General features: G+C 40.9%; 27 protein-coding genes and 2 riboswitches. Of the genes, 20 read left to right on the forward strand and 7 right to left on the reverse strand.

Annotation, left to right across the window (positions count from 1 at the left end; genetic code table 11):
• From ACEW8F_RS14410 to ACEW8F_RS14435, 6 genes are all read right to left on the reverse strand, one after another.
• Nucleotides 1-107, reverse strand: a 107-nt coding sequence (locus tag ACEW8F_RS14410; RefSeq protein WP_373484205.1) for a nitronate monooxygenase, incomplete at its 3' end; no start/stop codon positions are given.
• Between the two features lie 10 nt (nt 108-117).
• Nucleotides 118-339 (reverse strand): acyl carrier protein, encoded by a 222-nt coding sequence (locus ACEW8F_RS14415; protein ID WP_373484162.1) that lies wholly within the window; start codon nt 337-339, stop codon nt 118-120.
• A gap of 292 nt (nt 340-631) precedes the next feature.
• Complete coding sequence (locus ACEW8F_RS14420; protein ID WP_373484163.1) at nt 632-1,591, reverse strand: beta-ketoacyl-ACP synthase III; 960 nt, start codon at nt 1,589-1,591, stop codon at nt 632-634.
• Between the two features lie 15 nt (nt 1,592-1,606).
• Nucleotides 1,607-2,089 (reverse strand): MarR family winged helix-turn-helix transcriptional regulator, encoded by a 483-nt coding sequence (locus ACEW8F_RS14425; RefSeq protein ID WP_373484164.1) that lies wholly within the window; start codon nt 2,087-2,089, stop codon nt 1,607-1,609.
• A 145-nt stretch (nt 2,090-2,234) separates the two neighbouring features.
• Entirely contained in the window at nt 2,235-3,305 is a 1,071-nt protein-coding gene (locus tag ACEW8F_RS14430; RefSeq protein ID WP_373484165.1) for an NAD(P)H-dependent flavin oxidoreductase, read from the reverse strand.
• A 77-nt stretch (nt 3,306-3,382) separates the two neighbouring features.
• A complete protein-coding gene (locus ACEW8F_RS14435) occupies nt 3,383-4,312 on the reverse strand; it encodes a DMT family transporter (protein WP_373484166.1) in 930 nt (309 codons plus the stop codon).
• A 131-nt stretch (nt 4,313-4,443) separates the two neighbouring features.
• Between ACEW8F_RS14435 and ACEW8F_RS14440 the strand changes: the two genes are divergently transcribed.
• The 9 genes from ACEW8F_RS14440 (at nt 4,444) to ACEW8F_RS14480 (ending at nt 12,985) form a co-directional block, all read left to right on the forward strand.
• On the forward strand, nt 4,444-5,151 hold the full coding sequence (locus ACEW8F_RS14440; protein WP_373484167.1) for a histidine phosphatase family protein: 708 nt from the start codon (nt 4,444-4,446) through the stop codon (nt 5,149-5,151).
• 27 nt (nt 5,152-5,178) lie between these two features.
• Nucleotides 5,179-5,646: an rRNA maturation RNase YbeY gene (ybeY, locus tag ACEW8F_RS14445; RefSeq protein ID WP_373484168.1), complete on the forward strand. Its 468-nt coding sequence runs from the start codon at nt 5,179-5,181 to the stop codon at nt 5,644-5,646.
• Between the two features lie 59 nt (nt 5,647-5,705).
• Entirely contained in the window at nt 5,706-6,077 is a 372-nt protein-coding gene (locus ACEW8F_RS14450) for a diacylglycerol kinase family protein (protein ID WP_373484169.1), read from the forward strand.
• Between the two features lie 20 nt (nt 6,078-6,097).
• The gene (gene era / locus ACEW8F_RS14455) at nt 6,098-6,994 is read left to right on the forward strand and encodes a GTPase Era (protein ID WP_373484206.1); all 897 of its coding nucleotides are present in this window, start codon (nt 6,098-6,100) and stop codon (nt 6,992-6,994) included.
• 17 nt (nt 6,995-7,011) lie between these two features.
• Nucleotides 7,012-7,773 (forward strand): DNA repair protein RecO, encoded by a 762-nt coding sequence (gene recO, locus ACEW8F_RS14460; protein ID WP_373484170.1) that lies wholly within the window; start codon nt 7,012-7,014, stop codon nt 7,771-7,773.
• A 39-nt stretch (nt 7,774-7,812) separates the two neighbouring features.
• Nucleotides 7,813-8,175, forward strand: coding sequence for a hypothetical protein (locus ACEW8F_RS14465; protein WP_373484171.1), 363 nt, complete (start codon nt 7,813-7,815; stop codon nt 8,173-8,175).
• 19 nt (nt 8,176-8,194) lie between these two features.
• Nucleotides 8,195-8,584, forward strand: a complete 390-nt coding sequence (locus tag ACEW8F_RS14470; RefSeq protein WP_373484207.1) for a VOC family protein — start codon at nt 8,195-8,197, stop codon at nt 8,582-8,584.
• Nucleotides 8,585-8,837: 253 nt separating this feature from the next.
• The gene (locus ACEW8F_RS14475; RefSeq protein ID WP_373484172.1) at nt 8,838-10,004 is read left to right on the forward strand and encodes an MFS transporter; all 1,167 of its coding nucleotides are present in this window, start codon (nt 8,838-8,840) and stop codon (nt 10,002-10,004) included.
• A gap of 53 nt (nt 10,005-10,057) precedes the next feature.
• A complete protein-coding gene (locus tag ACEW8F_RS14480; RefSeq protein ID WP_373484173.1) occupies nt 10,058-12,985 on the forward strand; it encodes an EAL domain-containing protein in 2,928 nt (975 codons plus the stop codon).
• Between the two features lie 105 nt (nt 12,986-13,090).
• On the opposite strand, the gene ACEW8F_RS14485 is transcribed toward ACEW8F_RS14480, so the two are convergent.
• Nucleotides 13,091-13,408 (reverse strand): DUF2325 domain-containing protein, encoded by a 318-nt coding sequence (locus tag ACEW8F_RS14485; protein WP_373484174.1) that lies wholly within the window; start codon nt 13,406-13,408, stop codon nt 13,091-13,093.
• A gap of 490 nt (nt 13,409-13,898) precedes the next feature.
• Nucleotides 13,899-13,983, forward strand: a riboswitch (cyclic di-GMP riboswitch).
• 77 nt (nt 13,984-14,060) lie between these two features.
• Nucleotides 14,061-14,145, forward strand: a riboswitch (cyclic di-GMP riboswitch).
• A gap of 81 nt (nt 14,146-14,226) precedes the next feature.
• On the opposite strand from ACEW8F_RS14485, the gene ACEW8F_RS14490 reads away from it, so the two are divergent.
• From ACEW8F_RS14490 to ACEW8F_RS14540, 11 genes are all read left to right on the forward strand, one after another.
• Nucleotides 14,227-14,907: a prepilin peptidase gene (locus tag ACEW8F_RS14490; protein ID WP_373484175.1), complete on the forward strand. Its 681-nt coding sequence runs from the start codon at nt 14,227-14,229 to the stop codon at nt 14,905-14,907.
• Between the two features lie 62 nt (nt 14,908-14,969).
• Complete coding sequence (locus ACEW8F_RS14495; RefSeq protein WP_373484176.1) at nt 14,970-15,137, forward strand: Flp family type IVb pilin; 168 nt, start codon at nt 14,970-14,972, stop codon at nt 15,135-15,137.
• 51 nt (nt 15,138-15,188) lie between these two features.
• Nucleotides 15,189-15,356, forward strand: a complete 168-nt coding sequence (locus ACEW8F_RS14500; protein WP_373484177.1) for a Flp family type IVb pilin — start codon at nt 15,189-15,191, stop codon at nt 15,354-15,356.
• Nucleotides 15,357-15,417: 61 nt separating this feature from the next.
• Nucleotides 15,418-15,585, forward strand: coding sequence for a Flp family type IVb pilin (locus tag ACEW8F_RS14505; protein ID WP_111886960.1), 168 nt, complete (start codon nt 15,418-15,420; stop codon nt 15,583-15,585).
• Nucleotides 15,586-15,757: 172 nt separating this feature from the next.
• On the forward strand, nt 15,758-16,168 hold the full coding sequence (locus tag ACEW8F_RS14510; RefSeq protein ID WP_373484178.1) for a TadE/TadG family type IV pilus assembly protein: 411 nt from the start codon (nt 15,758-15,760) through the stop codon (nt 16,166-16,168).
• Nucleotides 16,169-17,335 (forward strand): pilus assembly protein TadG-related protein, encoded by a 1,167-nt coding sequence (locus ACEW8F_RS14515; RefSeq protein ID WP_373484179.1) that lies wholly within the window; start codon nt 16,169-16,171, stop codon nt 17,333-17,335.
• A 99-nt stretch (nt 17,336-17,434) separates the two neighbouring features.
• Nucleotides 17,435-18,106, forward strand: a complete 672-nt coding sequence (gene cpaB / locus ACEW8F_RS14520) for a Flp pilus assembly protein CpaB (protein ID WP_373484180.1) — start codon at nt 17,435-17,437, stop codon at nt 18,104-18,106.
• A 56-nt stretch (nt 18,107-18,162) separates the two neighbouring features.
• Nucleotides 18,163-19,314, forward strand: a complete 1,152-nt coding sequence (locus ACEW8F_RS14525; RefSeq protein ID WP_373484181.1) for an AAA family ATPase — start codon at nt 18,163-18,165, stop codon at nt 19,312-19,314.
• A gap of 27 nt (nt 19,315-19,341) precedes the next feature.
• The gene (locus ACEW8F_RS14530; RefSeq protein WP_373484182.1) at nt 19,342-20,685 is read left to right on the forward strand and encodes a CpaF family protein; all 1,344 of its coding nucleotides are present in this window, start codon (nt 19,342-19,344) and stop codon (nt 20,683-20,685) included.
• A 22-nt stretch (nt 20,686-20,707) separates the two neighbouring features.
• Nucleotides 20,708-21,640, forward strand: coding sequence for a type II secretion system F family protein (locus tag ACEW8F_RS14535; RefSeq protein WP_373484183.1), 933 nt, complete (start codon nt 20,708-20,710; stop codon nt 21,638-21,640).
• Between the two features lie 47 nt (nt 21,641-21,687).
• Nucleotides 21,688-22,602 (forward strand): type II secretion system F family protein, encoded by a 915-nt coding sequence (locus ACEW8F_RS14540; protein WP_373484184.1) that lies wholly within the window; start codon nt 21,688-21,690, stop codon nt 22,600-22,602.
• Nucleotide 22,603: the final 1 nt, after the last annotated feature.

The raw sequence follows: 22,603 nt of genomic DNA on the forward strand, positions 1-22,603 counted from the left end.
GCATTTGACACGGCAGCTGCAAGCTGAGCATCGGATATCCACGCCATTCCTCCTTGAAGAATGGGAAATTCAATGTTTAAAAGATCGCAGAGTGGTGTTTTAATCATGCTATTTCACCTAAGCGATTGCTTTTTCGATCAGGGTTACCACATCACCAATGGTTTTAATTTCGCCATCCATTTCAATGCTGGTATCAAAGGCTTCTTCAATTTCCATCACCAGTTCGACGGTATCCAGAGAATCCAGTTCCAGCTCTTCGAATGTTGAATCCATGGTTACTTCCAGATCTTGTTCATCTTTGTAATTCCGTAAAATTTCCACTACTTTTTCTAATACCATTTGATTAATCCTCCTAAGATTATAAATAAATTTTTGATTAAGATCCCGTACCGACCAATTGTTAATCTGTTGTATGCTGCACTATGCGAAATTCGCCACGCTCTTTTCGCATGAGTCGCGGGCAGTCGCCAACTATAAGCAAGCTTATGATTGGCTCGTTGCCTTCGCGCAGAATCGGACAGGCTATCGCCGTGTCCGCTCTGATGCATACAACATGATGTAACAATTGTCGGTACTACTTTTGACTTTAATCTGAAGTCTTTTTAATAACTAAATTGATGCCGTATGATGATCAGGCCCATTCGATAACGCAGGCGCCGGTTGTCAGGCCACCGCCGAAGGCGGTTAAGGCAATCCGGGTGCCGGGTTTAAAAGTGTTACTGCGGTTAAGTTCGTCCAGTACCAGGGGGATACTGGCGGCTGAGGTATTGCCGCAGCCGTTGACGCGCAGGACAAATTTGTCCATTGGCAGTTTCAGGCGTTTGGCCGCCCCTTCGATAATCCGCAGGTTGGCCTGGTGGGGGATGATATAATCCAGATCGGCCAGTTCAAGGCCGGCGGCTTTTGCCACTGAGCGTAAGTCACTGCAGATGGCCGCTACCGCAAAACGATAAACTTCCGGGCCATCCATCAGCAGATAGGGGGCCGGGCTGGGCTGATTTTGAGTCAGGGGATGATTTCCTTTCGGCCAGGGAATGCTTAAGGCATGCCGGTTGCCGACGGAGGTCAACTGAATCGATTTGAGACTGTTGCCGCTGGCCAGCACCGCAGCACCGGCACCGTCGCCGAAAAGAACGGCCGTCGCCCGATCCTGCCAGTCCACCAGCTTGGACATGGCGTCCACCGCAATGACCAGAATTTTCATGTCATCATTCCGGGAAAAATAAGCATCGGCTACATCCAGCCCATAGACAAAGCCGGAGCAGGCCGCATTGAGATCAAAGCTGGGGCAGTTCGCCCCCAACTTCTCCTGAACCAGGCAGGCCAGGGATGGGGTAACGGTATCGCCGCCCAGGGTCGGGCAGATAATAAGATCCAGTTCTTCGGGTTTTATTTGGGCATTTTCCAGGGCATTTATACTGGCTGCCAGCGAAATATCCAGAATCGATTCTTCGACACAGATATGCCGGGCTTCAATGCCCGTTCTGGTCACAATCCATTCGTTGGAAGTATCCAGAAACTGGGCGAGGTCGTGATTGGTCTGAATTGTTTTTGGCAATGCAGAACCGGTTCCGATAATTGTAAAGGACATTTGTTCCTCCAGGAATCAAGGCTCAGACGTTTCATTTTCGTCAGATAATCTTGATAATTTTTTTTTGAAAAAACCATTTAATTTTTCCATGCCATGAATTAATACTTCTTTTTCTTCATCAGTCATTTCTTTAGAAATATCTTTCACCATTTTTACATGAAAATACTGGTGAATTTTATCGATCCGCAAACCCTTATCAGTGAGCCGGACGTATACAACCCGTCCATCGGTATTGCTCTTCTCTTTCTTTACATACCCTTTCTTAGCCAGTTTATTGATCGCTACAGTGACAGAAGGGAGGGTAATATTAAGACTTTGGGCAAGATCACTTATGGTTCTTCCATCATTTTTGTTTTTTCCCACATGCTCAATCAGGTGCATTTCGTTGATTGATAAATCAATATTCGTAGATCGCTTGAGTAAATCTTCTTCAAACTTTAAAATATTATTGAATGTATCGACCAGAACGGCGTTGAGTTGGGAAGAAAAAGAGTCCAAAGGGTCACCTCCAATATCATTAGATTGTCTAACTAATTATAGCCCTAAAAAAATATTTGTCAAGAAAAGCACAGATATTAACAGTTTTCTTAGGGCTCATTAAGATTTAACGGATCGATAAATGAATGTCGGACAAACAGATCATTTATTTTAATTCTTTCGTCAATTCACGCATTAAGGCTTCGACCGTTGTGATCTCATCGATCTTGTAGGCATTGGCCCCGGAAAAAACATAGCCGTTTTCCAGATCGCCCTCTTTCCCGGCAATCAGCGCCAGACCGATACAGTAGGGAGCGGTTTTGTAATCACAGGATTTAATGCAATTAATGGGACAATTTTTGGGATGTCGCAGTCCTGATTTGACCTCTTCCAGAAAGCGGTTATGAATCGCCCGACCCGGCAAACCGGCAGGACTGACAATGATTTCGATATCGGTTTGTTTGGCATTGACAAGGGCCTCTTTAAATACCTGGGAGGCATCACATTCTTCGGTAGCCACGAATCGGGAACCGATCTGCACCGCATCGGCACCGGCTAACAGGGTTTCCCGGACATCGGCTGCTGTGGTAATCCCGCCGCCGGCGATTAAGGGAATATGTCGTCCGACCAGATCTTCATAGGGTTTGATTTCTTCCAGGACACCGGGAATCAGCGAGGGCAGCGTTTGTTCAGCCAGCCGTTCCGGGGTAAGATCCTCATTTTTAAAGCCTAAATGACCGCCAGCCAGTGGGCCTTCCAGGACAATGGCATCCGGAGTGACTTCATAGTGACGCCACCAATGTTTTAGAATCAGTTTGGCGACCCGTTTAGAAGAAATAATCGGGGCGATTTTAGTTAAGGAATTACGGGTCAATTCCGGTAGCGTTAAAGGCAGACCAGCACCGGCAAAAATAATGTCATAACCGGTTTGCACAGCATCCTTGACCAGTTGCTCGTATTGGGTCAAGGCCACCATAATATTAATCCCAATGGGACGATTACCGGATATTTCTTTGGCCCGCTTAAAGTGATCCACCATGGCCTGTCGGTTGGCTTCTTTCGGATTTTTCTGGTAGTTCGGGTAATCAGAACCCATTTCTACAGCCGACAAGACCCCGAGGCCGCCAAACTTTGAGACGTTTCCAGCCAGGTTGGAAAGGGAAATACCAATCCCCATGCCACCCTGGACGATGGGTTTGGAAAATTCCAGATTTCCAATATTAAATTGAGTTTTCAAAAAAAAACCTCCTCTGCAATTATTCTTGCGATTGGAGGTTATCATAGCATATTGGGAATTAATCTGTAAAGAAAAAGCTAAATCTCAGTAATTTTTTCAGAATTTTCCGGTTTTGTTTTAAGAAATAATGGTTTAAGAAAAGACCACTTGGTTTCAGCGGTGAGGATCCCCAGAAAAATGATCAGACAGCCCAAAAACATCAGGGAAGTAAAGTTATCATTAAGGATGAGAATGGACAACAGGCTTCCAAAAACGGCCTCCAGACTGAGAATAATAGCGGCATGGGTGGAGTTGGTATATTTCTGCGCCACCGTCTGGCCTAAAAAAGCCAGGAAGGTGCAGAATATCCCCAGATATAAGCCATTCAAAAGACCGGGCACCGGGATGGCCAGGGTAAATTCTCCGGAGATAAAAACATAGGCCAGGGATACCACCGCAGCAAAACCAAGCTGAATTACCGTCAGCGCAATCGGATCATGCTCTTTTGAGTAGATGCCCACAACCACAATATGACAGGCATATAAAAAGGCGCATAGCAGCGTTAAGGTATCCCCGGGATTGAAGGAAAACCCAACCGAAAAATCGATGGTCAGTAACGCCAGTCCCAACAGCATAATAAAGGCCGCCACAAAATTGTACTGATCCGGTCGTTGTTTTTTGACCGCCCAATAAATAAAGGGCACCATAATGACATTAGTGGCTGTTAAAAAGGCCTGTTTTCCGGCTAGCATATATTGCAGGCCAATCATCTGGGCAGCAAAAGCAGTAAACAGAAAAAATCCGATAACACAACCGGCCTTAATGGTTTCTTTAGCGACATTTTTTAAATTTTTCCGGAAGATAAATCCGGATAACAGGGCGGCAACTGTAAATCTGACCGCCATCAGCATCATCGGTGACATCGAATCCAGGGCATTTTTCGAAGCAACAAAACCGCTGCCCCAGACAAATGCCACGGCCACGAGACCCAGATCAGCTAAAAGAGCTTGTTTTTTTGTTTTTTCCATGGTGACTTCCTTTCTAAGGTACTTTATTAATTATAACTAAAAAGGTGGGTGTTAGCAAAAATATTTTGGTTTCCCGGTTAAAAATGAGTTATAATATAGTAAAAGTTTAAAAATGACGTAAGGAAGAATAGATGAAACTTGTAATGGTAAGACATGTCGAGACATATGGAAACGTGGAGCATCGCCTCAATGGCCACACCGAATCTGACTATACCCCTCGGGGCGAGGCAATGAAAGAGCTGTTGGTGGAAGAATTGATCGCGCTGGATGAGAAACTGTCATTTGATAAAATCTTTGCCAGTCCGACCTCCCGGGCCTTAAAAATCGCCAAGGAAGTGGGAAATTCATCCGGGAAAGAGATTCAGGTGGATCACCGGCTGCGGGAGTTCAACTTTGGTATTTTCGAAGGGAAAACCCGGGACGAATGCATTGAAAATTTTGAAGCTGAATGGGATCAATGGATGGAAAACTACATTGATTATGCCGTACCTGAGGGTCAGAGCCAGAGTGAATACCATGACCTCTGCGCCGAATTTTTAGCTGAATTGAATGAGGGTGAAACGATTCTGATGGTTGCCCATGGCGGTACTATCCACGGCATGCTGACTAATATGCTGAATCTGCCGCTTGACTGCAAATGGCATTTTGACATTAAATTGGGGAGTATCACTATTATTGATTATAACCATGGTTTCGGCATGCTTTCTCATATGACAACGCCCCCCTATGATGAACTGATCCCTGAAAAAACGTCCTTAACAGATACCAAAAAATCTGCCATGCGCGCCGCCGCACGAACAGAAGCACAAGCCAAAGCGGCGAACAAAAAAAAGAAATAAATTGACGAAACCCAGAGAGGAAATAATATGCTCGTAGTCGCTTATGATAATCGCAGTGATTTTGAAATCGCCGAAACCATCCTGGAAGAAATTGAAGACGCCATGATACGGACCCTGCTCGATCAGGAAATTGAGGTGGAATGCGAAGTGAGTTTTTCATTTGTCAGCGCCGCTGAAATAAAATCTCTGAACGCGGAGTACCGGGACAAAGATACGGTCACTGATGTGCTGTCCTTTCCGATGTATGAAGATTTTATCCTTCATCGGGAAGCGATTATTAAAGACAATCCCTTTCTACCCCTGCTGCTGGGGGATATTGTCATCTGTGTTCAACAGGCCAAAACGCAGGCCAAAGAATACGGAAACACCCTGACCCGGGAGCTTTCCTATCTGTCGGTGCATAGTGTATTGCACCTATTGGGTTATGACCATATGGAAGATGACGAAAAATCCATGATGCGGCGCATCGAAAAAGAAATTATGGGTGACGACTAGATCCCCGATCGACCTGAAATATTACGCTCTATATTTATCCAAATGACAAAAAACAGGAGGTGGGAAAGATCAGAAGAAAGTTAAAGAAAAGTTTTTCTTTTGCCATCGATGGTATTTTATATACCCTTAAAACCCAGCCCAACATGCGGATTCACTTCGGCGTCGGGGTATTAGCTGTGGCTTTTGGATTTATTTTTAAAATCGAGAGCTTTGAATGGCTGGCGCTGGTGATTGTGATTGGCTTTGTGTTTATCCTGGAAATCATCAACACCGCCATCGAAACCCTGGTGGATCTTTATACCGAAGAATACCATCACCTGGCCAAGGTCGCCAAGGACACCGCCGCTGGCGCCGTTATGGTGGCAGCGATCATGTCGGTTTGCGTGGGACTGATTATCTTTTTACCTAAAATTATCAATTGGTTTTTTTAACCAGAGAAAGAATGTGAATGATGAACGAAAACTTTAAATCTGGATTTATCAGCATTATCGGCCGCCCCAATGTGGGGAAATCGACCTTGCTTAACAATATCATGGGAGAAAAACTGGTGATCACCTCGGCCAAACCCCAAACTACCCGAAATGCCATTCGCTGTATTTATACCGATGAACAGGCTCAAATGGTCTTTATCGATACCCCGGGGATGCACCGCCCCAAAAACCGCTTAGGCGACTATATGCAAAAAGCCGCTGAAAACACCGTATCCGATGTTGACGTGGTCTTATATCTGGTCGAACCGGAAACAAAAATCGGACCGGGAGACCAGTATATCCTGGAAAAACTCAAGGCCAGTAAGACACCGGTCATTTTAGTTATCAATAAAATCGATCTGCTGCCCAAGGAAGAAGTTTTAATTACCATTGCGGCCTATCAAAAATATGATTTCCTCAGAGAAATTATTCCTATTTCCGCCGTTTCAGGCGATGGGGTTAAAGAACTATTGGATCTTATCACTGATCTGCTCAGTCCGGGACCGATGTTTTTCCCGGCCGATATGATCATTGATCAGTCAGAACGCTGGATTGTTCAGGAGCTGATCCGGGAAAAACTCCTGAACCTCTTAAATGACGAGGTTCCTCATGGTATTGCCGTGGAAGTGACCGCCATGAAACCCCGAAAAGGGAAGGATATCATTGATATTGAAGCTACCATCTTCTGTGAGCGAAAAACCCACAAGGGGATCCTGATCGGCAAGGGTGGCTCGATGCTGACCAAGATTGGCACTCAGGCCCGAAAAGATATTGAGTTTTTTCTAAAATCGCAGATCAATCTGCAGCTATGGGTGAAGGTACGATCGGATTGGCGGGATAAGAATTTTGATCTGAAAGATTTAGGCTATTTTGAATAAATCTTTTGTTGGGGAGAATGATGGCGCTGATTAAAACAAAGGGTCTGGTTATCAGAGAACAACCCTATAAAGAACAAGATAAAATTCTGACCATCTTCACTGAAGAAGAAGGTAAGATTCAATGCATTGCCCGGGGTGTCCGCCGTCAGAAAAGTGGCCTGCTGGCCAGCACCCAGATCTTTGCCTACAGTGAATTTGTTTATTATCCCGGCAAGAACTTTGGCATCATCAATCAATCCAATTTAATTGAGGCCTTTTATCCCTTGCGGAATGATCTGACCAAAATGGCATTGGCTTCTTATTTACTGGATCTGATGTATAATGCCTATGAATTTTACCAGAAAAGCCCGGAAATTTTAAAGCTGCTGCTCCACGTATTGTTTTATATCTCTGGCGGAAAAGCCAAAAACGATCTGGTCTTAGTGGGCGCCTTTCAGATGAAACTGGTCAGTTATTTGGGCTATCGCCCGGTTCTGGAAAAATGCATGATTTGTCAGGGTGATCATGATTTAAGCCTCTTCAGCATTGAAAACAATGGCATCATCTGCAGCGGCTGTCGGGAACAAAATGAAGGATATCTCTATAAGCTGAACCCCGCCATGCTGGAATTGCTGCGGGATTTTTTAAAACAGCCGATCAAACAACTTAAGGATCGGGAGGTCAATCCGACTGAGGCGATAAAAATTAATGATCTGTTAGATCACTATATCGGTTACTGCATCGGAAAATCTTCCAAAGCCTACGCCTTTTACAAAAGCATGCTCACCCCATTGACATAATAACAATATGAAATATTTGCAAATTAAATGGAGGAATAAATGAAAATAGCTATGACTACGAATGGAAAAACTTTAGATTCATTGATATCCGATAATTTTGACGCAAATCAAAAGTTTTTGGTAGTCAAAATTTCAGATATGAGTACCGAGGAAATTGCAATATCAAATGATTTAACCGCTGCGGATCTGGCTCAAAAAGTGATCGATTTGAATTGCGAGGGCATCATAACCGGTAACTTTCTGAGTGAGAAAGCCTTTGATCTTCTGGCTGATGGCTGTGTGACCCGCTATCTGGGCTCCGGTTATTCAGTAGCGGAAGCCATTAAACTGATGGAAAAGCGGACCCTGCCACTGATCAGAAACTTTGAGGGAACGGATAAGTGTTCCGGTGATCATCACTAAACGTAAAAAGGAGACGATGATGGGAAATTATAAAATAGCACATACGATGATTCGGGTATTGGATTTGGAACGATCGATTCAATTTTACAATGAGGCATTAGGATTTAAGGAAATAAGACGTCGGGATGAACCAGCCAATAAATTTACCCTGGTATTTTTAGGAGATAATGATCCCAATGGTCATCAATTGGAATTGACTTATAACTATGCGCAGGTCGCACCCTATGATTTAGGAAATGCCTACGGTCATTTAGCTGTTTTAGTTGACGATCTTGAGGCCTCCTGGACAGCCCATGAGGAAAAGGGTTATCATCCTACCCAGCCAAAAGGACTCAGCAGCGATGGCCGACCCCGTTATTATTTCATTGCCGATCCAGACGGTTATAAAATTGAAATTATCCGGAATTAGATCATGTTCTTCGGTATTTTAGAATTAAAAAAGAGAGGATATTTTCTCTCTTTTTTGGGTTAAAAAGCAAATAACCTCCCGGCCATTGCGTAAATATTCAACAATATGTCAATTCTTAATACTAGCTGATCTAAATAATAAGCTTTGTTTGGGATAGCTGCTATGGAGACCGAATATTTCATGTCATCATGGGTAAAAATAAATCAACACTATGAATGAAAATCATCCGCATTTTTTAAAAATGGAGTTGCCCTTGGAAACTAAACGAATAAAACTGGCGATCTTATCAATTGCATCATTGTTAATGATATCAATGACAGCATCCGCAATTTTAGCAGATATTGAGCTGCATTTTCCGAATGTGGAAGAATCTGTCATTCAGATGGTGCTAACCCTTCCGGCGCTATTTGGGGTTATTTTTGCTTTTGTAGCTGGCCCCTTATCGATGCGGATATCAAAAAAAAGTCTGGTCATTTTCAGCCTTGCCAACGGCTTAACCGGGGGATTAATGGCGATGATTCTGGGACCGCTGGCGATGGGATTTTTGTTATTCTCCAGCGTTCTAATTGGTGTCGCTCAAGGAATTAACGCAACGATGACACTGGCCTTAATAACCGATTATTTTGCTGGTGAAGAAAGCAGCGCGATGATGGGACTCCAATCGGCATTTCTCAACGGCGGCAGTATGGTGCTGCTATTTACATCGGGACTCCTGGCCAATTTCAAATGGAATCATGCCTATCTGGTTTACCTGGCTTTTCTACCCGTTCTTTTTATTGTAATCCGGTATCTGCCCCATGATCGGCCAATCCGTGCGAATTCCCGGAAAAACCCAGATGATTCCGGAAAACTTAATGCCAACGTCTATTTTATTGCCTTTTTTATCTTTTTATTCGGTAGTTTCTTTTTTGTTTTTCAAACAAATATAGCCCTTCTGGTCGTCAGTAAAGGCTACGGTGATGCTACTCTTAGCGGAATGATCAATGCTGCGGTTTCGGCTTCAGGGATGGTTACCGGTATTCAATACGGAAAACTGAAACGCCGGTTAAGAACAATGACAATCCCCATTGGCATTAGCGTTGTGGGATTGGGCATGGGGCTTATATACGTCCAGGGAACATTGACAAGTATTTTTGTTGCCGCCATCTTTATTGGTTTTGGGATCGGCATTGTGATGCCATCTGGAATTTTTATGGCAGCTAACGCCGTCAAAAATGAGATCCAAGCGACTGCCATCGCGCTTGTTACGGCAGCTGTCAATTTGGGCATGTTTATATCGCCGCTTCTTTTCAATATGATATCCTTCCAGGCGGCAACAGACAATCTGAGTATGAAATTTATTTTATCATCCATTGGACTATTGATACTGGCATTGTCGTTCATCTTTACCAATCAATTCATTTTAAAAAAACAACGATAAAGAAGCAAAACTTACGAGATTTTTTAACACCATTTGAAATCGAGGAGAAGATCATGAAAATTAAAAATAATAAAAATAAAAACCTGCTAATGCTGGGAATTATCTTCACTGGTTTGATTTTCATGATCTGTTTTCCCTTGACCAGCCAAGCCCTGGATAATAGTAAACGGGTATTGTTTATCAGTTCCTATAGTGAGAGTTTTCCCACTGTTCCGCAACAAATAAAAGGGATTCAGTCTGCACTCGCAGAAAACATTACCATGGAAATAGAATACATGGATACCAAACGACTGGATACTTCAGAGAACAAACGACTATTTTATGAACATCTGGCTTATAAGCTAAAAAATCTACCACCTTACGATGCCGTGTTAGTAGGGGATGATAATGCCTTGCAATTTATGATGGACTATCACGATGAGCTGTTTCCCCAGATTCCGGTAGTATTCTTTGGAATCAATGACTTGGAACGGGGCAAGAAAGCGGCAGAGAGTCCTTATTTCACCGGCATGATTGAAAAGTTTTCAATGGTTGAAACCATTGAAATCGCCAAGAAGTTCAATCCCCAAGCTAGCAGCGTTGTTGGAATTGTCGATTCAACCCTAACCGGACAGGGTGATCAGGGCCAATTCCTGGCAACGCAAACTGATTTTGATGAAATGGAATTCCGGGTCTTAAATGTATCAGATTATACCTTTGATGAATTTGGTCTAGCGCTGGTAGAGCTGGATCATGATGTGATTCTTTTGTACCTGAGCATGAATCAAGACAAATCTGGGGCTGTAATGAATCAGAACGAGCAATATCAGTTTCTCAAAAACCATACCACCATTCCAATTTATCGCACCAGTATCGGTGGTATTGGTAAAGGAATTTTCGGAGGGAAATTGATTGATTATGAGGCCATTGGAAGAACATCCGGTAATTTAGTGATGGAAATTCTCAACGGCAATTCTGTTGCCACGATGAGTCTTTTCGAAGAGACTCCCTATTATTATATATTTGATTATGAATTGATTAAGCTATTTAAAATTCCTGATAGCCTAATTCCGCAAAATGCCGTTTTAGTCAATAAAGACCCCTCTCCTTTGGAAACGTACCGGGAAATCTTAATCGGCATCGGCGTGATAATGTTCTTTCTTCTGGTTATTACGGTCATACTGATCGTTGATAATCTGAAACGTCGTACAATTCAAAAAGAACTGCGTCAGAGTTACCAAAAGCTACAAAGAACCAATGAATATCTCGCTAAGACGGAAGATCGACTAAGGAATCAGTATGAAGTAATTGAAAAAAGTCTAATGGAAGTGGGTATTCTGAACCAGAAATACGCAATTGCCACTGAAATAACAAATAGCGCAGTCTGGGAGTTGGACTTAGAAACGAAAGAAGTCAACTTGTCTGATAATTTTTCAATGATTGCCAATCATAAAATTAACGAAAATGAAAACATTGAGACTATCTTAAACCTGTTGAAAAATACAGAATACAGAGAAGCATTAATATCAGAAATCAAAGCTTATTTACAAGGCAGTAAGCAGGAAATAAACATTCAGGTACCCATTGAAGATGAGAATAACGAGACAAAATGGATATTAATCCGGGGAAGGGCCATCGCCAGAGGAGATGGAAGTATCAAACAGATTCATGGCATCCTGATGGATACAACTAAAATGAAGGAGCAGGAAGACTATATCGCATATCTTGCTACCCATGACTATTTAACAAAACTACCAAATCGGATGAGCTTTCTGGAAAAACTTACTGAAGTCCTGGAAGCTGATCGATCCGGCGCCGTGTTGCTATTTGATATTGATAATTTTAAGGAGATCAACGATACGCAAGGACATGTTTATGGTGATAAAATCCTTGAAAAAATTGCTTATCAGCTTGACAACATCTCTCGTGAAAAGATGTTTGTATCGCGGTTAGGCGGTGATGAATTTTTGATTTTACTTGAGAATGTTAATGACAAGGAAGAAATTGAAAAATTCGCTCAAATGACAAAAAAAGCTTTTGAAAACGCCTTCATCCTTGAAGGTAGAACAAATTTTATCAATATCAGTATGGGTATTACCTGTTTTCCGGAAGACAGTAACGACATCAATCAAATTATTATGAATGCCGATACCGCCATGTATCATGTCAAACATAGTGGAAAAAATAATTATATTTTTTATCATAATGATATGAAAAACGCTTTGAATGCGCGAATAGAAATTGAAGCGATTTTGAGAGAAGCTTTAGAAACAGATGGTTTCAAACTACTTTACCAGCCTCAAGTTGATTTGAATACGAGGCAAATTCATGGTTTTGAAGCATTGCTGCGACTAAAAAATCATCGTATCCGGCCGGATCAATTTATACCGGTTGCAGAAGAAACCGGTTTGATTATTGATATTGGTCGTTGGGTGGCCAAGGCAGCCATTGAACAATTTGCCGCCTGGAGAAAGAGCGGTCTGGGGGAAAAAACAATTGCCATCAATTATTCCAGCAAACAATTAAGTGATAAAGCATTTATTACTTACTTAACCCAACTGTTAAAAGCTAACCAAATCAGACCTGAACTGATCGAAATCGAAATAACAGAAAGTATTTTGCTGGAAAATAATAATGAAACCATGTTATTTCTTCAGGAACTGAAAGCTGCGGGTTTGAGAATTGCCCTGGATGATTTTGGCACCGGATATTCTTCGTTGAATTATTTGACCTATATTCCTGTTGATAAGGTTAAGCTGGATAAATCCATCAATGATAAATTTCTCAATCTTAAAAACAACAATGTGATGGACAGCTTAATTTTATTGGCTCATAGTTTGAAATTAAAAATAACAGCCGAAGGTATTGAGGAATGGGATCAATATCTGCAACTAAAACGTGGTGGTTGTGATTATATTCAAGGCTATCTTTTTAGTAAGCCATTAGATTCAATGGATGCCGAGAAAATTTACAATCACACTTTCGTGATGGCTGATGATTGAAATAAACAATGAATCTGCAAGATCACTCAAATTCAGATGTTAGAATGGGAGAACAGTGGCGGATGATTTCTTGTTCAAAAGCACTCATGATTTTACTCCCAGGAACTATGATTTTAACAGGCATTTGTCACGATTTTCACATTGAGCACAATGCTCTTCAAGAATATTTCTTAAGGCGGCCAAACTGCTGGTATGGGATCGTGCCAGCGGCAGGTTCAGTCTTTTTGCTTCAAATATGGCACAATTAACCATTTTATGAGAGACAGTCCCCGTAAATAAAACAATTAAATCTGGCACCCCTATTTTTTTCTTCAGAGCGCCCTGCATCTGAGTGAATACCTTGGCCCGGCAGTTGTACTCTTTACATAGGTCTTTATATTGATAAATCATCCGATCGTTTCCACCAATGATAACAATGCTCATCGCTAACCTCCAATCTTAGAATTAGTTAGTTAATTCTAACATTAAGTAAAATTTATCATAGCTTTTGTCGAATGTCAATAATTTAATCTTTTATTAAGGAAGTTTTTAGGATAAAAAAAAAGAAGTGCTTAGTGATGCAATAATATACATATAATATATTATCATGCAATATTATTTTTCTAGAGCATTCTATAGCCCTCTATATTCAAAACTGTCATTTTAGTTTAGTAGAGAAAAAAATGGCGGCAATATTAGATTATTATAATACAATTAATAGTTGATAATTAAATAACAATTATTTACAACATAATTCATAAATAGGCAAATGAAGATCCGGAAACAACAACGCTTGAAATGAATTTTGTAATTTAAAACAATAATATAAGAAAGGTAACAGTCACTAGATATTACTGTAAATATTTATAGAAAAATAAATATTCACGAAATATTCGCTTGACATATGCAAGATAATGCCTTATCATGATGCCAATAGAATATTTAGCAAACTTATCGAAAGGTAAGGACGCAAAGCTTTAGGGTCTAAGTAATTTTTTATATGACAGCCAGTTGCAAGAACACATCATTTTATGGTGTATTTAGTGCAACGTGTCAGAGCGTTGTTTTTTTATTCTTTAAGTCTCCTGTTGGAAAATTTAATATTCGGCAAACTTACCGAAAGGTAAGGACGCAAAGCTATAGGGTCTAAATAAGTATTTATATGACAGCCAGTTGCAGATGATAGGTGTATTTAATTCGCCTTTAGTGCAACGCGTCAAATCGTTGCTTTTTTATTCCAAAAAATTAATGGAGGGGTGCCAATGAATCAATTTACAACAACCGTACTGGTTTTTATTATCGGAGCAGTCGTTGGGGTATTGATGGAAAAATCTTCGGTGTACTTGATCAAACGAAGAGTTAACACACTGCAGCACCATCAATTTTCAGGCAGCTTTTATAAAACCATCGTTTGGGCGATGCTGAATGCAACGATCTGGCTGATCTTTGTAAAGATCAATGGACTGGAATCAAAAACACTGGAATGTATGATGCTCTTTTCCATTTGTATCATTCTTTCAGCGGTAGACATCAGTATTAAAAAAATTCCCAATGAACTGGTATTAATGACCATCTTTGTCGGTGGCGCATTCATCATAACGGGACAACCTATTTCCAGTATCGGGATGAATATTTTTGGTTTAGTGATTGGTTTTATTATTTTCTTCTTACCGGCAATGATAGGAAAGGGCGCTGGTTGGGGAGATGTAAAATATGCGGCAGCAGTTGGTTTTTGTTTAGGAGCTTATGGCATTATATCGGCAATTATGATTATGACATTCTTTCTGATGATCTATGCAATTTATCTGATAATCAGAGGAAAAGGTAATTTAAAATCAAAGGTTGCCTTGGGACCGTTTATGGCATCCGGTTTTGTATCAGTCTTAATTTTAAATCTTTTAAATACTAACTATCACCTATTAGATTTTGGAATGTTATTTTAAGGCTAACAAAGAAATATTTACGATTGCGAATTAAAACAGTAATTTAAAAGGAGAAGAAAGAAATGAAAAACGCATTTGCACGGATGATGAGCGAAGAAGATGGACAGGGACTGGTTGAATATGGATTGATTATTACCGGGATCGCACTAGCAGCCATTGCCGCTATCTGGTTATTAGGCCCTCAAATCGGCCAGATGTTTACTGATATTGGAACCCAATTAGCAGCATAATCACATTTATTAGTTAGACAAATAAATTATCTATTAAAAGGAGAAAATGAAATGAAAAACGTGTTTTCACAGATGATGAGAGAAGAAGATGGACAGGGTTTGGTCGAATATGGATTAATTATTGCCGGGATCGCATTGGCAGCCATTGCCGCTATCTGGTTGTTAGGACCACAAATTGGTCAGTTCTTTACCGATATTGGAACTCAGTTGGCACTTTAGAATAAACAAAACAATACACAACTAACAAAACTAAATCAAATAATTTAAAAGGAGAACTACGATGAAAAATTTGTTTACAAACATGATGAGAGAAGAAGATGGACAGGGCTTGGTCGAATATGGATTAATTATTGCCGGGATCGCATTGGCAGCCATTGCCGCTATCTGGTTATTAGGACCGCAGATTGGTCAATTCTTTACCGATATCGGAACCCAATTAGCATTATAAATCTATCGGTAGTTATTGTGTTTGCTGTGAAGAAACCAGTGGCATATTGGCAACGTCAGAGTAGAAATTTCTGCCAGACGTTATCAATATGCCTTTTTTATAAGCTGTACAATTGATTTTTATGATGATTTTTTAAATTAGATCTTCATTGAGGAATGATCGGGGAGGAAAAATGTTTGCAAACATAATCAAACGGATAAAAAAAGAAGACGGACAGGCTGTTGTTGAACTTGCTCTCACCCTGCCAATTTTGATTATGATTTTGTGTGGAATCATCGATTTTGGCTGGTTATTTACCAATCAGAACAGCATTGATAATTGTGCCCGAGAAGGTGCACGCTATGCAATCGTTAATTCAACCAGTGAAACAGCAATCGAAGATCATATCCGGGCGATTGCACCGGAAAACATCGCTGATACAATTGAAATTGATATAACATTTTCAAATGTATCAAATCCTCAGCTGGGTGATGTGATCGTCATAATTAGTGATGAAATTGATATCTTAACACCGATTGTTGGTGTTTTTGTTCAGGGTGAAACCATGAATTTAAGTTCATCCTGTACGATGAAGGTGGAATAAATGCAAACGATAATCAGAAAGCTAAAACGAAAAGCCTTTATCAATGAATTAGAAAACAATGAATCTGGAAATGTTATTATCATTGTCGCTTTATTAATGGTGGTCATTTTAGGTTTTGCAGCCTTAGTTATCGATTTAGGAATGGTCTCTTACACACAAACACGATTACAAAACGCTGCTGATGCAGCAGCCCTTGCCGGTGTACGAAATTTGCCAACGGCCACTTCAGCCAAAAATACCGCCATCACATATGCCGGAAAAAACGGGGTACTATCCACAGAAGTTATCGCTACAAGTCCCTATAATGGCGATGCCAATAAGATTGAAGTGGTCTGCACAAAAACTGTTGTGTACTCCTTTGCCCAGGTATTGGGATTCACAAACACAGAGGTGTCCGCCCGGGCAGTTGCTCAAAAGTCAGGGTCTGGTTTAGGTGCTGCCTTTGATTACGCAATTTTTTCAGGGAATAAATATCCGGATCCGCTCAGTTTTTCTGTTAGACTACAAAATGTTTTAACCATGTCAGGACTGACTAATGTTGTCAATGGAAGCGTTCATGGAAATTACAATATTGATGCGAATACCAGCACTATTATTTATAATGGCGAAGGCGTCGGCACCGTCGTCGGTAATAACATTGCCAATAAATTACCAGGTTCTCCGTATATCGAAATGCCAGACTTTTCATCTGCTGTTCCCACGATTAAAGAACAAGCAATCGCTGCCGGCCAGTATTATTCAGGAAATTTTTCCAGTGCAAACGCCAGTTCGTTAAATCTTGACCAACCCGTTTATGTTGAAGGAAATGCCAATTTGACTGGAATTTCCTTCAGTGGCGCAGGTTCCATTTATGTTAAAGGAAAAATTACCATTACCGGTTCCGCGACAAGCTATGCTTCAAATAGCAATATTTGTATGTATTCTGGATATAAATCGTCTTATAAAGCAGATGCAGCAATTGACTTTAGCGGTTCTGCACATGATTTCAAAGGCATTTTATACGCTCCCAATGGTTCGATTTTAGTAACTGGCTCCAATTATACCTTTAATGGCAGTGTTGTTGGTAGAGCTGTAGATATCAGTGGTTCTAATAAAACATTCAAATCAGCCGATGTAGCCGATAGTTTTCCATATTTTACGCCAATTTCTTTTAAACTTACAGAATGATCTGGTGAAGTATAATAGCATAACGAGTATACATCCGTTACTTTTAAAGTGGAGTGGGTAATATAAAAAAAAGAATCATTTAATATAGTGGAGAGATCAATGAAAAAACTTATTATTATCGCCCTGGTGGTTTCTATCATTACCGGGATTGCCGTATTTCAGTTTGCAACATCACTAGAAAAAGGAAAAAATCAGGAAACCCAACCGGTAGTTACAGCGGCACAGTCGATTTCCAAGGGCACCGTTATCGAAAAAGAAATGCTGACTATCGTGGAGATTCCCGTTGAAATGGTGCATCAACTGGCAATAACGAACCAGGAAGATGTTTTAGGCCGGATCACCAAAGAAAACATTGAAGCCGATGAACAGATTTTAACAAGCCGGTTAAGCGATACCAACCAGGAAAACAATAATTTATCCTACGCCATTGATCCGAATTATCGGGGGGTAACCATCCTGGTTGATGAAGAAAGAGGTGTGGCTGGTTATTTAACAAAGGGTGATCGGGTTGATCTTATTGCTGTAATGAGTGATCAAAACGGGATGGATTCTCAGTATGTTGTAGAGAATATTGAGATTCTGGAAATTGGTCCTAAAAGTACTGGTGACAAAGGTGGGGAATACACATCGGTGACATTATTAGTTCCCGCTTCAGATGTTACAAAATTACATTATGCCATTTTAAATGGTATGGAAGAGACAGACTACCGACTCGTTCTCCGATCACCTGTGGATAATGCTATTTTAGGTTCGACACCCTTTCCAACTTAGATTTCTCTGGCCAAATATAATTTTTTCAACTGCTAATAATGAAATGGGGTGAACCGATGGAAAAGATAAAAGTAATGATTATCGGGAACAATGATAATCGAATCTATGAAATTAAGAGCCTGCTGCGAAATGATACGGTCGCCTTTATCGGTTTTTCAAAACAGGACGAAAGTGTTCTGGATAAATCTATCAGTTTAAAACCCCATGTGATGATCATTCAATGCGAAGATGACTATAAAGCCGCCATCGATTTGGCCGAAAAGATCTACATTAATATTCCCGGCTGCGCCGTGATCCTGCTCTGTGACAATTTTGATATGAGCATGATTGAAAAAGTCATGCTGGCCGGCATCCGAAAAGTCTTGCAGTTTCCCATTGATGCCGAGACATTAACAGAGAACATCAAATTAGCCCATTCTATGGAAAAATCCCGGATGGAAAATTCTGACATCACTTCATCAAATAACATGCAATCCCGGATCATCACAGTATTTGGTGCGAAAGGCGGGATTGGCAGAACAACACTCACGGTAAATTTAGCTGTGTCACTGACAAAAATGGGCAAAAAAGTAGCTGTGATTGATGCCGATCTCCAGTTTGGGGATGTCAATGTCTATTTCGATATTGACCCGAAGGATACCATCTCTGAATTATCCCAGGGGAACGATGCCGGGGACATTGATGCCATCAAGCGGATGATGGCTTTGCATTTTTCAGGAGTCAGTATTGTCTGTGCGCCAAAGAGTCCGGAGTATGCCGAATATGTATCACCCAAAAACATCGAAACGATGATCAATACGATGCGACCCTTTTATGATTATATTCTCATTGATACGGCCCCGGTGTTCAGTGACATTACCATGGCTGCCATTGAGAATTCAAATCTGGTTTTATTAATTTCAGTTCAGGATATCTCGACTTTACGCAATACCAAGATCACCCTCAATATTCTTGAGTCCCTGCAGCAGAAGGAAAAAACTGAATTAGTTATCAATCGTTTGACTAAGGGACTGATCAGTTTAAAAGATATGCAACGGGTTTTAAATGAACAGGTTAAGAACACCATTGCTTTTGATTTTAAGACAGCGACAACCGCCCACAACAAGGGCATTCCCATTGTATTGGACTCGCCAAAATCGGAAATCGGTAGAGATCTTAAAAAACTTGCCAATTATGTGGTGCATACCATCGACCATCGGGTCAGCTAATAAAAATTAATAAATGAGGTAAAAAAAATGGGACTTCTGGAAAAAATGGAACAACAGCGGCTGGGACAAAAAGACAATGCCCAGGAAGAAGGCAAAAAGGAAGTTTTTCATGTTGACATCCATCAGGATCTTAAGAACAGAGTGCATCAGGAAGTTATTAATGAAATCAATAATAATAAGGTTGAAAAGGTTGGCAAAGAAAATGCCATTGAAATATTAAGAATTCTGGAAAATGTCATGACCGTTGAGGCGGAGAATGTCAACCGGCTGGATCGCAGCCGAATTACGGAAGAACTGCTTAATGAGATTATTGGTTATGGGCCGCTCGAGATTCTTTTAAATGATGCGGATATTACAGAAATCATGGTTAATGGATATAACCGGGTGTACATTGAAAAAAGCGGTAAGATTCAGTTGTCTCCGGTTGTCTTTAAAGACAATCAGCATGTGATGAATGTCATTGACCGGATCGTTTCGTCGGTGGGCCGGCACATTGATGAATCAAGTCCGATGGTGGATGCCCGGCTGCAAGACGGCTCCCGGGTAAATGTGGTGATACCACCGCTTTCCCTGGTGGGACCAGTTATCACGATTCGAAAATTCTCAAAAAAACCGATCACAACGGATCAATTGCTGGGTTATGGTTCGATCTCAAAAAAAATGCTATCATTTTTAGAAGCCTGTGTTAAAGGTAAATTGAACATCATCGTTTCAGGTGGAACCGGCAGCGGAAAAACAACCATGCTCAATGTACTGTCCAGTTTTATCCCAGATAACGAGCGGATTGTTACCATTGAAGACTCGGCTGAACTGCGGTTGAGCCAGGATCATGTCATCACCCTGGAAAGCCGGCCCGCCAACCTCGAAGGAAGAGGCAAGGTATCGATTCGGGAACTGGTTGTTAATGCCCTCCGAATGCGGCCGGACCGCATCATTGTCGGTGAAGTCCGATCAGCTGAAACCATCGATATGCTTCAGGCCATGAATACCGGCCATGATGGTTCTTTGACCACAATCCATGCGAATACCCCGCGGGATTCGCTGTCGCGTATTGAAACCATGGTTTTAATGTCAGGCATGGATTTACCTTTGCGGGCAATCCGGGATCAGACGACCTCCGCGATTGACATCATCATCCAGCAATCCCGACTCCGCGATGGAACTCGAAAGGTGGTCAATATTACCGAGGTCACTGGACTGGAGGGGGATGTTATCGTCATGCAGGATATTTTCAGCTATGAAATGACCGGGCAATTAGACACCGATGGAAAATTCAAGGGCCGCTTTAAAAGCATGGGGATCAAACCCCGGTGTTTAGAAAAAATTACCCATAATGGGGTTATGGTCAACGATGATTGGTTTATTGAATAAAGAAACGTAATGGGGTAATGCAATGAACGCGATAATGGTCACCTTACTAATTATGATCACAGTTTTCTTTCTGGTTTTGTTGCTGCTGTATGCCATTTCTGCGGATCAGCGTCAGATGAAAAAGCGATTTGAGGCAATGATAAGTCAAAGAAATTCAGATTTAGCAAGTCTCGAAAAAGTCAAAAGGAATCGTGATAAGTCAAAGCATAAGGTTCTTAAAAAACTGGAAAACGACTTGTCAATGTCCGGAATTCTGATCCGGCCATCAGAATTTCTGGTATTCTGGTTTGTCTTGGCCATTGTTCCCTCAACCCTGCTGTTTATGCTGAGCGCTAATATTATCTTCGTAATTATTATCTTGGTTTTTGGGTTATTAGCCCCACCCTTGTATGTCAATAAAAAAAGAGCGAAACGGGTCGAATTGTTTGAACAGCAACTGATTGATGCCATTAGTATTATGAGCAGCTGTTTAAAGGCTGGGCTCACCTTTCAACAGGCACTGGTCAGTATTTCAACCGAAATGCCAAATCCGATTTCGGAAGAATTTGGCCGAGTTGTCAAGGAATTAAAATTGGGAAGCTCCATAGAAACCTCTTTAACACGATTGTCTGACAAAATTGGCAGCCAGAACTTTATGATGATTGTCTCAGCGATCCTTATTCAACGTCAAACCGGGGGCAATCTTTCAGAAATTCTGACAAATATTTCAGGTACTATCAAGGAACGGTTTAAAATAAAAAACGAGATAAAAGTACTGACTGCCACGGCCAGAACCTCCGGTCTCGTGGTTGGTTTAATGCCGGTGGTAATTATTCTGGTATTTATGCTATTTAATCCCGATTATGTAACGATTTTTTTTGAATCCAATCTTGGCATCGCGATGATTGTTATTGCCATGATTATGGAGCTGATCGGTTACCTGTTAATCCGAAAAATTGTCAATATCAGATTCTAAGCATTAAGTGCAATGATTAAATTCAGATTGAAATGAGGTGGCCTTCAATGATGTTTTTAGTAATAAGTGTTTCGGCTCTGCTTTTTGTGCTGATTCTGATCGTTTTTTATAATAAAGCAAGCATCGCTGATAAAAAAAAGAAAAGACTTGATTCGATAAAAAAAAGAAATAAGAATGATCTTGATGATGTGTTTGAAAAGCCTTTTTTCCAACGGGTTATTCTGCCCAGCTATCAATCGTTGATTAAGAAAATATCATCGCTATTTCCCAAGAAAAGCGGTGTAAGCAATAAAAAAACCGAAACAAATCTAAGGCTTGCCGGTTTGCAGCTGGCCGTCAATGAATATAATGCTATTCGGATTGTTGTTTTTGGATGCTTTTTTATGGGATCATTTATTGTAACCTTTTTGACACGGTGGAACATCTTAAATGAATTGTTATTCGTTTTTGTAAGCATGTTATTGGGGATTGTTTTCCCGGTAATCTTTTTGAAACTTAAAATTAATAAACGTCAAGGTGCCATTTCCAATGAATTACCGGATATTATGGATATTTTATGTGTTACCATGGAAGCAGGCTTGGGTTTTGATTCGGCTTTAATTAAAATCGGCGAGCGATTGAGTGGTGTACTGGTTGCCGAGCTTAATATTGTGCATACTGAAATCAATTTTGGAAAACCGCGAAAAGATGCCCTTAAGAGTTTGGCCGACCGAAATTCGGTTGAAGAATTAAAAACCTTTGTCGGTTCAATTATTCAGGCTGAACAATTGGGAATCCCCATTAATCATGTGCTCAAGGCACAGTCTGAAGAATTGCGGATAAAAAGAAGGCAACGGGCCGAAGAAAAAGCAATGAAAGCACCGGTAAAAATGATGATTCCGCTGGTATTTTTCGTTCTCCCAGTTTTGTTTATCGTTCTTTTGGGGCCCACAATTTTACAGCTTGTTAAACAGTTTGGTTAAG

The sequence above is a fragment of the Acetobacterium sp. genome, assembly GCF_041752335.1.
In the GTDB taxonomy this organism is placed as follows: domain Bacteria; phylum Bacillota; class Clostridia; order Eubacteriales; family Eubacteriaceae; genus Acetobacterium.